Source organism: Xanthomonas arboricola pv. juglandis, assembly GCF_905367715.1.
Classification (GTDB): Bacteria; Pseudomonadota; Gammaproteobacteria; order Xanthomonadales; family Xanthomonadaceae; genus Xanthomonas; species Xanthomonas arboricola.
The window spans coordinates 151,676-166,839 of record NZ_HG999362.1; the positions used below are offsets into that span (position 1 = coordinate 151,676).

General features: G+C 67.4%; 13 protein-coding genes. 8 read left to right on the forward strand and 5 right to left on the reverse strand.

Translation table 11 applies throughout. From position 1 onward, the window contains the following. Positions 1-15 precede the first annotated feature (15 nt). From adh to KHN93_RS00620, 3 genes are all read left to right on the forward strand, one after another. Positions 16-1,545: an aldehyde dehydrogenase gene (gene adh, locus KHN93_RS00610; RefSeq protein ID WP_104554704.1), complete on the forward strand. Its 1,530-nt coding sequence runs from the start codon at positions 16-18 to the stop codon at positions 1,543-1,545. A gap of 135 nt (positions 1,546-1,680) precedes the next feature. Beyond that, entirely contained in the window at positions 1,681-2,709 is a 1,029-nt protein-coding gene (gene adhP / locus KHN93_RS00615) for an alcohol dehydrogenase AdhP (RefSeq protein WP_211921498.1), read from the forward strand. A gap of 21 nt (positions 2,710-2,730) precedes the next feature. Beyond that, the gene (locus tag KHN93_RS00620; protein WP_102583418.1) at positions 2,731-3,126 is read left to right on the forward strand and encodes a DUF779 domain-containing protein; all 396 of its coding nucleotides are present in this window, start codon (positions 2,731-2,733) and stop codon (positions 3,124-3,126) included. A 49-nt stretch (positions 3,127-3,175) separates the two neighbouring features. Here KHN93_RS00620 and KHN93_RS00625 read toward each other — a convergent pair whose 3' ends face one another. Further along, a complete protein-coding gene (locus KHN93_RS00625) occupies positions 3,176-3,355 on the reverse strand; it encodes a hypothetical protein (protein ID WP_039529303.1) in 180 nt (59 codons plus the stop codon). Between the two features lie 154 nt (positions 3,356-3,509). Here KHN93_RS00625 and ku point away from each other — a divergent pair, with 154 nt between their 5' ends. Together ku and ligD are read left to right on the forward strand one after the other, a co-directional pair. Beyond that, a complete protein-coding gene (ku, locus tag KHN93_RS00630; RefSeq protein ID WP_047129870.1) occupies positions 3,510-4,469 on the forward strand; it encodes a non-homologous end joining protein Ku in 960 nt (319 codons plus the stop codon). A 9-nt stretch (positions 4,470-4,478) separates the two neighbouring features. Next, entirely contained in the window at positions 4,479-7,256 is a 2,778-nt protein-coding gene (ligD, locus tag KHN93_RS00635; protein WP_211921501.1) for a DNA ligase D, read from the forward strand. 366 nt (positions 7,257-7,622) lie between these two features. Here the strand turns inward: ligD and lldD are convergent, their stop codons facing one another. Further along, positions 7,623-8,783: an FMN-dependent L-lactate dehydrogenase LldD gene (gene lldD, locus KHN93_RS00640; protein WP_046345257.1), complete on the reverse strand. Its 1,161-nt coding sequence runs from the start codon at positions 8,781-8,783 to the stop codon at positions 7,623-7,625. A gap of 401 nt (positions 8,784-9,184) precedes the next feature. Between lldD and KHN93_RS00645 the strand changes: the two genes are divergently transcribed. After that, positions 9,185-10,297, forward strand: a complete 1,113-nt coding sequence (locus KHN93_RS00645; RefSeq protein ID WP_244812174.1) for a serine hydrolase domain-containing protein — start codon at positions 9,185-9,187, stop codon at positions 10,295-10,297. A gap of 1 nt (position 10,298) precedes the next feature. On the opposite strand, the gene KHN93_RS00650 is transcribed toward KHN93_RS00645, so the two are convergent. From KHN93_RS00650 to KHN93_RS00660, 3 genes are all read right to left on the reverse strand, one after another. Continuing rightward, a complete protein-coding gene (locus tag KHN93_RS00650; protein ID WP_211921505.1) occupies positions 10,299-11,816 on the reverse strand; it encodes a carotenoid oxygenase family protein in 1,518 nt (505 codons plus the stop codon). Between the two features lie 26 nt (positions 11,817-11,842). Further along, complete coding sequence (locus tag KHN93_RS00655; protein WP_244812175.1) at positions 11,843-12,265, reverse strand: DUF2141 domain-containing protein; 423 nt, start codon at positions 12,263-12,265, stop codon at positions 11,843-11,845. Between the two features lie 207 nt (positions 12,266-12,472). Next, on the reverse strand, positions 12,473-13,039 hold the full coding sequence (locus KHN93_RS00660; RefSeq protein WP_211921509.1) for a methyltransferase family protein: 567 nt from the start codon (positions 13,037-13,039) through the stop codon (positions 12,473-12,475). A gap of 33 nt (positions 13,040-13,072) precedes the next feature. Here KHN93_RS00660 and KHN93_RS00665 point away from each other — a divergent pair, with 33 nt between their 5' ends. Together KHN93_RS00665 and KHN93_RS00670 are read left to right on the forward strand one after the other, a co-directional pair. Next, entirely contained in the window at positions 13,073-14,299 is a 1,227-nt protein-coding gene (locus KHN93_RS00665) for a sensor histidine kinase (protein WP_211921511.1), read from the forward strand. Then, on the forward strand, positions 14,296-14,928 hold the full coding sequence (locus KHN93_RS00670; protein WP_024939865.1) for a response regulator transcription factor: 633 nt from the start codon (positions 14,296-14,298) through the stop codon (positions 14,926-14,928). The genes KHN93_RS00665 and KHN93_RS00670 overlap by 4 nt, the downstream gene beginning before the upstream one ends. The last annotated feature ends 236 nt before the right edge of the window (positions 14,929-15,164 follow it).

Here is a 15,164-nt window from a genome sequence, read left to right on the forward strand (position 1 = left end):
CCGCAGGAGACACCGATGAATGCCGTCACATCCGCCAAGCCGCTGAACACCGACCCGCAGTCCATCTTCAAACCGCGCTATGACAACTTCATCGGCGGCAAGTGGGTGGCGCCGCACAGCGGCCAGTACTTCGACAACACCACGCCGATCAACGGCAAGGTGTTCACCTCGATCGCGCGCTCCAACGCACAGGACATCGAAGCCGCGCTGGATGCCGCGCACGCGGCCAAGGACGCCTGGGGCAAGGCCTCCACCACCGAGCGCTCCAATGTGCTGCTCAGGATCGCCGACCGCATCGAACAGAATCTGGAACTGCTCGCCCATGCCGAGACCTGGGACAACGGCAAGCCGGTGCGCGAGACGCTCAATGCCGATGTGCCGCTGTGCGTGGATCACTTCCGCTATTTCGCCGGCGCCATCCGCGCGCAGGAAGGCGGCATCTCCGAGATCGACAGCGACACCATCGCCTATCACTTCCACGAACCGCTCGGCGTGGTCGGGCAGATCATTCCGTGGAACTTCCCGCTGCTGATGGCGTGCTGGAAACTGGCACCGGCGCTGGCCGCCGGCAACTGCGTGGTGATGAAGCCGGCCGAGCAGACACCTGCCTCGATCCTGGTATTGATGGAAGTCATCGGCGACCTGTTGCCGCCGGGCGTGCTCAACGTGGTCAACGGCTTCGGGCTTGAGGCCGGCAAACCGCTGGCCAGCAACCCGCGCATCGCCAAGATCGCCTTCACCGGCGAAACCACCACCGGCCGGCTGATCATGCAATACGCCAGCCAGAACCTGATCCCGGTGACGCTGGAGCTGGGCGGCAAATCGCCCAACATCTTCTTTGCCGATGTGATGGCCGAAGACGACGATTTTCTCGACAAGGCGGTGGAAGGCTTCGTGCTGTTCGCCTTCAACCAGGGCGAGGTGTGCACCTGTCCCTCGCGCGCGCTGATCCAGGAATCGATCTACGACAGGTTCATGGAAAAGGCGCTCGCGCGTGTGGCCGCGATCAAGCAGGGCAACCCGCTCGATCCCAACACCATGGTCGGCGCGCAGGCCTCCAGCGAGCAGCTGGAAAAGATCCTGTCCTATATCGACATCGGCAAGCAGGAAGGCGCGCAGGTGTTGATCGGCGGCGAACGCAACACGCTCGATGGCGAGCTGGCCGAGGGCTTCTACGTCAAGCCGACGGTGTTCAAGGGCCACAACAAGATGCGCGTGTTCCAGGAAGAGATCTTCGGGCCGGTGGTGTCTGTGACCACCTTCAAGGACGAGGCCGAAGCGCTGGCGATCGCCAACGACACGCTGTACGGCCTGGGTGCCGGTGTGTGGAGCCGCGATGCGTCGCGCCTGTACCGCATGGGCCGCGCGATCCAGGCCGGGCGCGTGTGGACCAACTGCTATCACGCCTATCCGGCGCATGCCGCGTTCGGCGGCTACAAGCAGTCGGGCATCGGCCGCGAGAATCACAAGATGATGCTCGACCATTACCAGCAGACCAAGAACCTGCTGGTGAGCTATTCGCCCAAGGCGCTGGGCTTCTTCTGACACCCATGCCGGTCGCGCTCGTGCGCGGCGACGATCGGCTGGCACCGCGCGTGCGCGCCGCGGCTTTGACCTCGATCAAGGCCCCGGTTGCGGCCCGGGGCTAAGGTTCCTCAACGACAGCGACAGGAGTGCAATGTGGACAAGACGATGAAAGCTGCAGTGGTACGCGAGTTCGGCAAGCCTCTGGTGATCGAGGAAGTGCAGGTGCCGCGCCCGGCCGCCGGCGACATCCTGGTCAAGATCGAAGCCTGTGGCGTTTGCCACACCGACCTGCACGCCGCCGAAGGCGACTGGCCGGTCAAGCCGAACCCGCCGTTCATTCCCGGCCACGAAGGTGTTGGCCACGTGGTGGCAGTCGGCGAAGGCGTCAAGCACATCAAGGAAGGCGACCGCGTCGGCATCCCGTGGCTGTACTCGGCCTGCGGGCATTGCGAGCACTGCCTGGGTGGCTGGGAAACCCTGTGCGAGGCGCAGCAGAACAGCGGCTACTCGGTCAACGGCGGCTTCGCGCAATACGCGCTGGCTAATGCCGATTACGTCGGGCATCTGCCCAAGGGCATCGGCTTCGTCGAGGTCGCGCCGATCCTGTGCGCGGGCGTCACCGTCTACAAGGGCCTGAAGGTCACCGATACCAAGCCGGGCCAGTGGGTGGTGATTTCCGGCATCGGCGGGCTCGGCCACATGGCAGTGCAATATGCCAAGGCGATGGGAATGAACGTGGCCGCCGTGGATGTGGACGACGCCAAGCTGGCACTGGCCAGGCGCCTGGGCGCCACGGTGACGGTCAATGCGCGCACCACCGATCCGGTGGCGTACCTGAAGAAGGAAATCGGCGGCGCACACGGCGCGTTGGTCACCGCGGTATCGCCCAAGGCGTTCGAGCAGGCGATCGGCATGGTGCGGCGTGGCGGCACGGTGTCGCTCAACGGCCTGCCACCGGGCCAGTTCCCGTTGGACATCTTCGGCATGGTGCTCAATGGCGTGACCGTACGCGGCTCGATCGTCGGCACCCGGCTGGACCTGCAGGAGTCGCTGGCCTTCGCCGAGCAGGGCAAGGTTGCGGCGACCGTGGCCACCGACACCCTGGACAACATCAACGACGTGTTCGCGCGCATGCACGCCGGAACGATCGAGGGGCGTATCGTGCTCGACATGGCGGCCTGACCGCGCCGCAGGAGGCAGACGATGCAGGGCACCACCACGCAGACAGACCCGCCGTTGCAGGTGATGGCCACGCTGGCGGCGTTGCAGTTGATCGACACGCTGCGCGCACGCCACGGCGATGTGCTGTTCCATCAATCCGGCGGCTGCTGCGATGGCTCCTCGCCGATGTGTTTCCCGGTGGGCGACTTCATCGTTGGCGACCGCGACGTGCTGCTGGGCGAGATCGGCGGCGCGCCGTTCTATATCAGCCCCTCGCAGTTCGAATACTGGAAGCACACCCAGCTGATCATCGATGTGGTGCCGGGGCGCGGTGGCATGTTCTCGCTGGAAAACGGCGAGGGCGTGCGCTTTCTGGTGCGCTCGCGCCTGTTTGCCGACGAGGAGTTCGCCCGGTTGCAGCGGGCAGGCCGGGCGTAACCCGGGCCCGCCTGGCTGTGCTGCCGGGCGGGGAATCGGCCGGCTGGTTTCAGCGGTCTGCCACGGTCGACGGCGCGGTGCCGGGCTTCTTGGCCGGGGTGTCGCCATCGGCGGGAACCAACGTATCTGGCGCATCGCCGGCGCCGCGGTCCTCGTAATGTTCGGCATCGCGCTTGCCGTGCTGTTCGCCCGGCTGGGTCGGTTGGTCGCGCAGTGGGTCGCGGGACATGCGGTGCTCCTGGTCATCGGGATGGATGCGCAGTTCACCGCGCGCCTAGTGAAGGGGGCGCAGTGGCAGCTGCAGACGCACGGCTCACGCATGGATCACGGTGGCCGCGCTACAGCTATGGGTTAACTCACACAACACCCGGAGTCACACGCCGATGGCACGACCGATCTGGACCGGAACGCTCTCGTTCGGCTTGCTCAATGTGCCGGTGTCGTTGATGTCGGGCGAGCGCAAGGTGGATCTGCATTTCCGCATGCTCGATTCGCGCGACAAGAAGCCGATCCGCTTCGAGCGCGTCAACGCCGACACCGGCGATGAGGTGCCGTGGAAGGAGATCGTCAAGGCGTTTGAGTACGACAAGGGCAGCTATGTCATCGTCGAAGAGCAGGACATCCGCTCGGCCTCGCCGGAAAGCCACGAAACGGTGGAGGTGGAAACCTTTGTGGATGCTGCCGATATCGACCCGCGCTATTTCGAAAAGCCCTACATCCTGGTGCCGGGCAAGAAGGCCGAAAAAGGCTATGTGCTGCTGCGCGAGACGCTGCGCGACACCGGCAAGGTGGGTATTGCCAAGGTGGTCATCCGCACGCGCGAATACCTGGCCGCGGTGATGCCGCAGGGCGATGCGTTGATTCTGCTGCTGCTGCGCTACCAGCAGGAAGTGGTGGACCCGCAGGACTTCAAGCTGCCGGCCGGCGCGGTGGGCGAGTACCGCATCACGCCCAAGGAACAGGAGATGGCCAAGCAGCTGATCGAGTCGATGTCCGGCACCTGGCAGCCGGAGGATTACCACGACGAATTCCGCGGCAAGCTCGAGCAGATCCTGCGCAAGCGCATCCAGGCCAAGGGCGGCACCACCACCGTGGATGTCGAGCCACCGCAGCACGAAGACGCCAGCACCAACGTGGTCGACTTCATGTCGCTGCTGCAGAAGAGCCTGCAGGCCAATACGCGTACGCCGGCCAAGAAGAGCAGCGCGCCGGCAACGGGGTCGGCCAAAAAGACCGCCACCAAGAAAGTGGCCAAGAAGGCCACCAAGAAGACCGCGGCCAAGGCCACCAAGGCCACCAAGACCACCGCCAGCAAGGCGGCACCGCGCCGCAAGGCCGGCTAGGCCCCGCCCATGTCATTGCACGATTACAACGCCAAGCGCCGCTTCGACCAGACCCCGGAGCCGGCCGGCGACACGCCGGCGCGCGCCAGCAAGCAGCCGATCTTCGTCGTGCAGTTGCATCACGCCAGCTCGCGCCATTACGACTTCCGTCTGGAGGTCGAAGGCGTGCTCAAGAGTTGGGCCGTGCCGAAGGGCCCATCGTTGCGCGTGGGCGAAAAGCGCCTGGCGGTTCAGGTGGAGGATCACCCGCTGTCGTATGCCAGCTTCCAGGGCGACATTCCGCAGGGCCATTACGGCGCCGGGCATGTGGATGTGTTCGACCACGGGCATTGGCAGTGCGACGGCGATGCGTTGGCGGCACTGGAAGCCGGCAAGCTGGAATTCGAACTGCAGGGCACGTTGCTGCGCGGCGGTTTTGCATTGGTGCGCACGCAGATGCGCGGTGGCAAACCGCAATGGCTGCTGTTCAAGCGCAGCGATGCGTACGCGGCCGATCTGGATGCCGATGCGCTGGTGGCGCAGCAGGCCGCCGGCGCATCGGCTGCTGCGGCGGCGCCGGCAACCCGTGCCAAGGCCAGCCGGGCGCGGCGCGCGCCGACGGCAACGGCGAGCGCCGAGACGACTGCAGCCGGCAAACGCGCACGCCCGGCGCGTGCGGACGCCAGGCAATGGCGTACCCGCGCCCTGGCGCTGGACGGCGCGCGCGATGCGCCATGCCCAACCGAGCTGCGCGCGCAACTGACCTTGCTGCGTGAGCAGGCGCCGGATGGCGAGCGTTGGTTGCACGAGATCAAGTGGGACGGCTACCGCCTGCTGGCCGACATGGTCGATGGCCAGGTGCAGCTGCGCTCGCGCAACGACCAGGCCTGGACGCAGCGCTTCCCGGACGTGGTGCACGCAGTGCAGGCCCTGCCGGTGCGCGATGCGCGCCTGGATGGCGAGCTGGTGGTGCTGGACGCGCATGGGCGCAGCGATTTCTCGGCATTGCAACGCGCGCTCGATGGCAGCGTCACGCAACCGCTGCGCTACATCGTGTTCGATCTGCTCGGCGTGGCCGGAGTGGATCTGCGCGACACCCCGCTGCTGCAACGCAAGCAATTGCTGCACGACGTGCTGGGCGATGTGCCGGGCACGCTGGCGTTTAGCGACCATGTGATCGGCCACGGCCCGGAGGTCTTCGCGGCCAGTGCCGGCACCGGCTGGGAAGGCATCGTCAGCAAGCTCGCCGATGCGCGGTATCGCGAAGGGCGCAGCGCCGATTGGGTCAAGACCAAGCACGAAGACAGCGATGAGTTCGTGGTGGTGGGCTACACCGATCCCAAGGGCGCGCGCAGCGGCTTCGGTGCCTTGCTGATGGCGCAGCGCGAGGGCAAGACGCTGCGTTACGTCGGGCGTGTGGGCACCGGCTTCGACGATGCCTTGCTCGGCAAGATCACCGCGCTGTTGCAGGCGCTGCACAGCGACACCGCCACGCTGGAATTGCCGACGCATATTCCGGGGCGGCCACGCGATGTGCATTGGGTACGGCCGGTCTTGATCGCCGAGGTCGCCTTCCGCGGCTGGGCGAAGGAAGGCCTGCTGCGGCAGGCCGCGTTCAAGCGTCTGCGCGAGGACAAACCCATGAGCGAGTTGGGCGGCGACCGCGCCGCGCCGGGCAAGGCGCGTGCTGCAGGTAAAGGCAGTGCTGCGACCACGGCCACTGCGCCTGCGCGCAAGGCGGCGAGTAAAAAAACGTCGAGAACGACGGTCGAAGCATCCACCAGCACCGCCAGCAAGCGCGTGCGGTCGACGGCATCGAAGACGACCGCGACCACGACATCCAAAAAGGCTGCAGCGCCCACGTCCACGGTCTCCAAATCTACGGCGTCCAAGTCCACAACATCCAAATCCAAATCCAAATCCACGTCCACGTCGACGGACGGCATCACCATCACCCATCCCGAGCGGGTCGTGTTTCCTGCAGCGGGCATCAGCAAGGGCGATGTGGCCGACTATTACCGCGCAGTGGCGCCGCTGGTGCTGGCAGAGATCGCACGCCGCCCCTTGTCGCTGCTGCGCTGCCCCGATGGCGCCGGTGGCGACTGCTTCTTCCAGAAGCACGAAGGCCGCCACCTGGGCACGCATATCAAGGCGATTCCGCTGCAGCAGAAGAGCGGCACCGAGGACTACATCTACGTCGAAGATGCCGCCGGCCTGCTCGAGCTGGTGCAGATGAACACGCTGGAGCTGCATCCATGGGGCGCGCAGGTCGACGATGCGGAGCATCCGGATCGGCTGGTGTTCGACCTGGACCCGGGCGACGGGGTGTCCTGGGCCGACGTGGTGGCGGCCGCGCGCGACATCCGCGCCAAGCTGCGCAGTGCCGGCCTGGAGAGCGCGGTGCGCCTGTCCGGCGGCAAAGGCCTGCATGTGGTGGTGCCGATCGTGCCGGAAGCGGACTGGGAACAGGCGCGCGATTTCTGCGAGGCCTTCGCCCAGGCGCTGGCAACGCACGCGCCGGATCGCTACGTGGCCACCATGAGCAAGGCCAAGCGCCACGGCGTGATCTTCGTCGACTGGCTGCGCAACGGGCGCGGCAATACCAGCGTGTGTTCGTGGTCGCTGCGCGCGCGCGAAAAGGCTACCGTCGCCGTGCCGCTGCGCTGGGAAGAACTCGGCAAGATCAGCGGCCCGGATGCCTTCCCGATGGACAAGGCCCTGCAGCGTGCCAGGCGTCAGCGTGCAGATCCCTGGGAATCGGTGCTGGCGTTGCAGCAATACTTGCCCACCGGCGACGACAACCACTAAGAGCCAACAAGACGGCTGCGCCGCCACCAGGCGGGCGCGGTCGATGCTCGGAATTGGCATGTCCCCCGCGTGCGCCGATGCTTATCCACGCGGCCCGCACCGACCCGACGACTGCTCGCTACGTTCATTCGATCAGACACGCATCACGCACACAGCCTGACCATGCGCACCGACCCTCTCGACAGGTCCTTGCCCGCTCACCGTCGCGGGACCTTACGCGGCATGGATGCCGCGTAAGAGCCTACAAGGACGTACTTGCGGCGTGTCCCGCGACGGTGGGCGGGCAAGGGCCCTGCAGCAAAGCCGCAGACCATCCGCTCTGCTACTAACGCATCCCGAATCCCGAATCCCAAGTCCCAAATCCCATCAAGGCGAGACCGCGTTCTCCCGCGTCACCCGACTCAACGCATCGCTGCTGATCTCGGCAATCGAATGGGTGCCGGTCAAGGTCATCGCCACGCGCATCTCGCGCTCGATCAGGGTCAGCAGATTCTCCACGCCGGCCTGGCCACCGGCCGCCAGCGCATAGACGAACGCGCGCCCCAGCAGCACCGCATCGGCGCCCAGCGCCAGCATGCGCACCACGTCCAGGCCGCTGCGGATGCCCGAGTCGGCCAGGATCTTCAGCTGCCCCTTCACCGCATCGGCAATGGCCGGCAATGCGCGCGCGCTGGACAGCACGCCGTCGAGCTGGCGGCCGCCATGGTTGGACACCACGATGCCGTCGGCGCCGAAGCGCACCGCATCGCGCGCATCGTCCGGGTCCAGGATGCCCTTGATCACCATCGGCCCGGTCCAGAATTCGCGGATCCATTCCAGGTCTTTCCAGGCGATGGACGGGTCGAAGTTGGCGCCCAGCCAGCCGATGTAGTCCTGCAGGCCGGTCGGGCTGCCGCGGTAGGTCGAGATATTGCCCAGATCGTGCGGGCGACCCAGCAGGCCCACGTCCCAGGCCCAGCGCGGATGCGTCACCGCCTGCAGCATGCGCCGCAGCGACGCGTTGGGCCCGCTCATGCCCGAGTGCGCATCGCGGTAGCGCGCGCCCGGCGTGGGCATGTCCACGGTGAACACCAGCGTGGTCACCCCGGCCGCCTTGGCGCGCTCCAGTGCGTTGCGCATGAAGCCGCGGTCCTTGAGCACGTACAGCTGGAACCACATCGGCCGCGTGATCGCCGGCGCCACTTCCTCGATCGGGCACACCGACACCGTGGACAACGTAAACGGGATCCCGCGTGCGGCCGCCGCGCGCGCGGCCTGCACTTCGCCTCGCCGCGCATACATGCCGGTCAGCCCGACCGGCGCCAATGCCACCGGCATCGCCAGCGTCTCGCCGAACAGCTCGGTGCCCAGGCTCAGGTCCGACATGTTGCGCAGCACCCGCTGGCGCAGCGCGATATCGGCCAGATCCGCGACATTGCGCCGCAAGGTGTGCTCGGCGTACGCCCCGCCATCGATGTAGTGGAACAGGAACGGCGGCAGGCGCGCCTGCGCGGCGGCACGGTAGTCGGAAGCGGCGGAAATGATCATCGAAGACGAACGGCAGCGGCGGGGTAGCCGCTGAGTGTAAGACCATCGGTGTGGCCGGTGGACCGCTGCGCGATCGGCACGTTGCGCAAGCCGCGCGCGATGTGCGCGGCGTTTCGTCGGACGCACAGGCGGTTTGGTCGCATCGCGCTGGCATCGGCACGGATCGGTTGCAAGACTGCGTGCGCTGCCGCAGCGGCGCTGGCGCTTGCCGGTGCCGCCCACGCGGGGCATCTGCAGCAACCACATCACGGACGGAGGGCGCCATGCGTGCAGGCACAGCAGCGGGATGGACGGTAAAGGTCGGGCTGGCGATCGGTGTGCTTTGCAGTGGTCAGGCGTGGGCGGGCGGGCCAGGTCAGCCGCCCGCGCCGGACGCCATCACACGCACACTGCAGCAACACATGGACGCCGCCGGCGTGGTCGGCCTGGGCGCGGCGATCATCCGCGACCGCAAGGTGGTCTGGACCGGTGGCGTCGGTTTTGCCGACCGCGCGCGCGGCACCCCGTTCACGCCCGACACCGTCATGAACATCGGCTCGATCAGCAAGACCGTGACCGGCGTGGCGCTGATGCAGGCAGTGCAGGACGGGAAGCTGGCGCTGGATGCGGACATCAACACCTATCTGCCGTTCGCCGTGCGCAACCCGCAGTTTCCCCTGGTGCCGATCACCCTGCGGCAACTGGCCACGCACACCTCCAGCCTGACCGACCGCTGGGAGGTCTACCGCGACACCTATCGCTGGCAAGGCCTGCCGGTCGCGCCGTTGGGCGACTTCTTGCGCGGCTATCTGGCGCCCGGCGGGCGCGACTACCAGGCGCAGAACTATCTGCAGGTCAAACCCGGCACGCATCGCGAATACTCCAACATCGGTGCCGGCCTGGTGGGCTACATCGTCGCGCGTGCGGTGGGCCAGCCGCTGGAGCGCTACACGCACACGCGCATCTTCGCGCCACTGGGCATGCAGCACACCGCCTGGCATGCGGCCGATCTGCCGGCCGCCGCGCAGGCCACGCTGTATGTGAGCCAGTTCGGCGTGAGCGTGCCGATCCCGTCCTACGAACTCACCACCTATCCCGACGGCGGCGTGCGCACCAGCGTCAACGACCTCTCCAGGTTGTTCATCGCCCTGCTTGATGGCGGGCAGTACCAGGGCGTGCGCATCCTGGACGCCACCACCACCGCGCAGATGCTGCGTTTCCAGTACACCGCCGCCAACAAGCCCGACAATGTCGCCTTGAACGAGAAGAACTCCGGCATCTTCTGGTCCACCAAGTACAACGTCACCCGCATCGGCCACGGCGGCTCGGACCCGGGCGTGCACACCGAGATGCTGTCGGACCTGGCGCACGACAATGCGGTGGTGCTGATCAGCAACACCTCCCTGGACAGCAGCGATGCCAGGGTCAATGCGCAGCTGTTCGACGATCTGTGGGCGTATGCATTGGAGCTCAGGCAGCAGGCGGGGCCCGCTGCCGGCCACGCGACGGCAGTGCAAGCGCTACCGCGACGCTGACTCACCCGGCAGCCGCAAAATGCCCATGAAAACCCAGCGGCAACGCATACGGCAGCCAGGCTTCGGCGATCGGTCCCGCATCGATGTGGCGCGCGTCCAGCACCATCAGCCCGCTGCGGGCATGCGCAGTGTCCAGCACGGTGCCGACCAGCCAGCCGTCGTCGGGGCGCTGGCTGCCGGGTCTGGGCACGAACACGTGTTCCTCGGCCAGCACCTCCGGGCCGTAGCGGTGCACCTGGCGGCGGTCGCGCTCCAGGTCGTAGCCGGCAACCGCATTGAGAAACGGCGAGGTGTTCGGCCCGTCGATGCACGGTGCATACAGCCGGGCGCCGCGCGTGCCGGGGGTGCGGCGGTCGAACAACGGCAGCTCCAGGCTGTCCACCGGATGCGCCTGCCAGTGCGCGCGGGCGCTTCGCAGATCCAGATGCAGGCTGCGCAGTTGCACCGCAGCCGGCTGCGCGTGCGCATCGCCGAGCATGGCCGCGCGCATCGGCGAACGTGCTTCTTCCGGATCGGTATGCACCACTGCGCGTGCCACGATGCGGTTGCGGTGTTCGTAGGCATCGGCAAAGTGATAGGCCACGGCGAAGTCGGCCTCGAACCAGCGTGGTTGGTCCAGCGCGTCCTTCGGCACCACCGCAATCCGGCACGGTGCGTCCGGGGTGAAGCGCAGTTGTTCGAAGAACGCGCCATCGCCCTCGAGCCGCCGGTACGGCGCCAGCACGAAGATCAGATGGCGCTGCGTCATCGCAAAGCTGTGCAGGTAGCCGGGCGCATCGGTATGCATCAGCTGCACGTTGCGTAGCGTCGCATCGGCGCCCAACTGCCAGATCACCACCCCGGTCGAGCCGATCACGCCGATCGAGCCGAAATTCCAGGCGCTGCCGTCGTCATCGATCAACGGATGCGCCGAGAACGGCATCGCTGCCAGATCGTCGCGCCAGGTCACCGGGCCAAGCGTGTCCAACGCATCCGGATCCAGTTCGATCGCCGAGCCGGCCTCCCATAACGCAAACAGGCGCCCATTGAGCATCGCCACCGAGGTATTGGCGGTGTTGACGTCGTCGTTGTTGCGGCCCGGCTGCATGTCCGGCACCGAGGTGCCGGCAGCGCGATACAAAAAGCGACCGGCCTGCTGCTCCCGGGTGAACTTGTGCGTGGCCACCATGCGCGCCTGGTGCTGCACCTGCGCCCCGCCCAGGCGCCAGCGGTGCACCATGCCGTCGCCGTCGAACCAGTGCGCGTAGCGGAATCCCGCACGCTCGGTCCAGGCCGGGCCGTTGCGATACAGGCTGCCGGCCAGCCCATCGGGCAGCGTGCCCTGTAGCGTTGCCGTGGTCGGAGCAAAGCTTGGGCTGGTGACGCTGCGCCAGCCCAGCAGCCACGGGGTGCGTTGCAATTGCGCATGAAACGCCGCCGCTTCTGCGGCCTGGGCCGGCAGGCTGCGCACAGCCCAGCTACCGAGTGCGGCGCTGCCGCTGGCGGCCAGCAAGGACTGCAGAAAGCGACGGCGGTGCATGGCAGTTCTCCTTGCGCGTGCCGGCGTCAGCGCATCTGCACGCTGATGCGTTTGCCGGTAGCCGGCAGCTCGAAGACGATCTCGTCGAAGTCGGGTTTGCGCATGCCGGTCGGGTTGTTGCTGAAGCCGTAGCCTTCCACCGGCATGCCGATCAGGTTGGTGTCCAACTTGCCGTTGCTGTTTTCGTCGTGATTGATCATCACCGCGTAGCGCCCCGGGGCAAGGTTCTTGAACTGGATCTGTGGCGTGCTGCTGGTGATCGGCACCGTCTGCGCCTGCACTGGCGGCTGGGCGCCATCCAGCTGCGCGGGCGCGGCGATCACCGCAACGCGCAGCTTGCCTTGCTGCGAACGCAGGCCGCTGACCCCCACGTCCAGATCGGCAGCGTTGGCGGCAGCGCTGCCAAGCAGTCCGGCGAGGGCGACAACGGCATAAGTGCGGGCAAGCATGCAACTCTCCTGGCAACGATGGGGATGCGGCGCGTGGAGCTCGATGGTACGCAGCGCACCAGCCTGGCTGCGGTGGCGGCCGTCGCACATCGACCGATGCACGCCGACGCCAGACAGTGCGGCACTGCTCGCACGTGCATCCAGCACATGCCGAACCGGTGTACGAGCGCGCGAAGCGCTGCTGCGTGCCATCCGCGCCTGCCGACCTCACCACACCAGCGGCAGCAGGCGCCGGCTCTGCGCGGCATAGGCCGGGTAGGCAACCGGAAACGCACGCTGCAACGCGGCCTCTTCGATCCGGATGCGGTGCAGAAACGCCAACGTCACCGGCACCACGATCGCCGCTACGGACAACGCATTGCCCATGCCCAGCGCCAGCCCGTAGAACGCCATCAGCGCGCCGGTATAGGACGGGTGACGCAGCCAGCGGTATGGGCCGCTGCGTACCAGTTGGTGGTCTGACTGGATGGTCACATCCACCGTGAACCAGCGTGCCAGCACCTGGATGGCCCATACGCGCAATGCCAGCCCACTGACGATCAGGGCGCAGCCGGCCCACTGCAGCGGTGCGTACCAGCCCTGCGGCCAGCGCGCCAGCCCGCTATAGGCCAGCGCCACCGCAATGGCCACCGCCATAGACAGCACCCGCCACAGCTGCTGCAGCGTGCCCTGGTCGTGCGCGCCGCCATCGTTGGCGCGGCGACGGCGGCTGAGCAGCATTTCATAGCCTCCCCAGACCAGAGTGAGGGCGAGAAACAGACTGGAAGCAGACATGGTGTGACTCCGTGGCGATGGGGTGGCGGGGTGATGCCAGTGTGCGCAGGCGCTGCGCACGGCACAGGGGCCGCAGGTCATCGATCGCACCTGCCGGAAGTCACTTTCTGCACGCGCACCATTGCCGAGTGGCCGCGCGGCCGTCAGCATCGCCGCATGCATTCTTCCCTGAGTCATCTCTCGCATCCGCTGCGGCTGGCCGGTGCGTTCACCATTGCGGCGGTGGCGTTGTCGTTCATGCCCGATGCGTCAGCGCAGGGCGCCTGGCGCTGGGGCGTGCTGGCCGGCTTCACCGCCTTGTTCCTGCTGCACACCGTGTTGCCGTCGCTACATGCCTTGCGCACTGTCGCCACACTGCTGCAGGCGGTCCTGGCCTTGCTGCTGGTGTGGATGGAGCCGCGTGCCGGCACCGCCCCGGTGCTGCTGGTCATGCTGGTGGCGCAGGCGGGCATGACCTGGCCGCCGGTGCGCGTGCTGTTGCTGGCGCTGGCATTGAACGCGGGCATGTATGCGCTGCTGGTGCAGGCCGGGTTCGAGCGCCCGTGGTTGATCGTCGGTATCTACGCCGGTTTCCAGGCCTTCGCCGCGCTGACCGCGCATTACGCGCGCAGCGCCGAGCGTGCGCGCGATGCGCTGGCCTACGTCAACGCCGACCTGCTAGCCACCCGCGCGCTGCTGGCCGACAGCGCGCGCGATGCCGAGCGCCTGCGCCTGGCGCGCGAGCTGCACGACGTGGCCGGGCACAAGCTCACCGCCATGCGCATCAACCTGCGCCTGCTCGGCGCCGACCCGGCGTTGGCGCGGCGCGACGAGATTGCGGTGGTGGAGCAGCTGTCGGCCGAGCTGCTGTCGGACATCCGCAACGTGGTGCAGTCGCTGCGCGACGATCAGGGCCTGGACCTGCAGACCGCCTTGCGCGCGCTGGCCGCACCGTTCCCGCGCCCGGCGCTGCGCCTGCAGATCGACCCGGCCGTGCGCATCACCGATGCCCGCGTGGCCGAGCTGCTGTTGCGGCTGGTGCAGGAGGCGCTGACCAACGCGGTGCGGCATGCCGACGCCAACGAGGTCGCGGTGCACCTGCAGTGCGCGGGTGCGCAGCTGCAGGTGGACATCTGCGACGATGGCCGCCGCGCCGAGCGCATCCGCGAAGGCAACGGCATCACCGGCATGCGCGAACGCCTGGCCGCCCTGCACGGGCAGCTTGAGCTTGGCCGCACGCCCACTGGCGGCATGCACCTGATGGCGAGGCTACCGGCATGAGTGCCCATCGCATCGCGCTGGCCGACGACCAGATCCTGGTCCGCGCCGGCCTGCGCGCGCTGTTGCAGCAACAGGGCGTGGAGGTGGTCTGCGAGGCCGACGACGGCCAGGGCCTGCTGGACGCGCTGGTCAGCACCACGGTGGACGTGGTGCTCAGCGACATCCGCATGCCCGGCGTGGACGGCATCCAGGCGCTGCAGCAACTGCGCGCCCGTGGCGACCGCACCCCGGTGCTGCTGCTGACCACCTTCGACGACAGCGACCTGCTGCTGCGCGCCACCGAGGCCGGCGCGCAGGGCTTCCTGCTCAAGGACGCCGCCCCGGAAGACCTGCGCGAGGCGATCGAGCGGGTTGCCCACGGCGAGACCCTGCTGCAGCCGGTCAGCACCGACCCGGTGCGGGCGCGTTACCAGTTCCGCGACCAGCAGCCCCCGCGCGAGACCTTCAGCGAGCGCGAGGTGGCGATCCTGCGCCTGCTGGCCGGCGGCTATTCCAACAAGGAGATCGCCCGCACCCTGTTCCTGGCCGAAGGCACGGTGAAGAACTACGTCTCCACCATCCTGGAAAAGCTCGGCACCCGCGACCGCACAAGGGCGGTGTTGAAGGCGATCACGTTGCGGGTGATTTGAGGGCGGGGATTGGGGAGTCGGGAGTGGGGGATTGGTCAGAGCGGACTCAAGAATCGGGAATCGGGAATCGGGAATCGAAGGAGCGCGGGTTGGGGTGAGGGTACGGGCGAGGCCGCTCCTGGAATTAGATGGCACGAGGCTTCGCCCGTGCCCTCATCCGCCCCTGCGGGGCACCTTTCTCCCGCAGGGAGAAGGAAGAGCCGGCGGTCAGCCTGGAGCGCTTGGCGCCTGCCCCT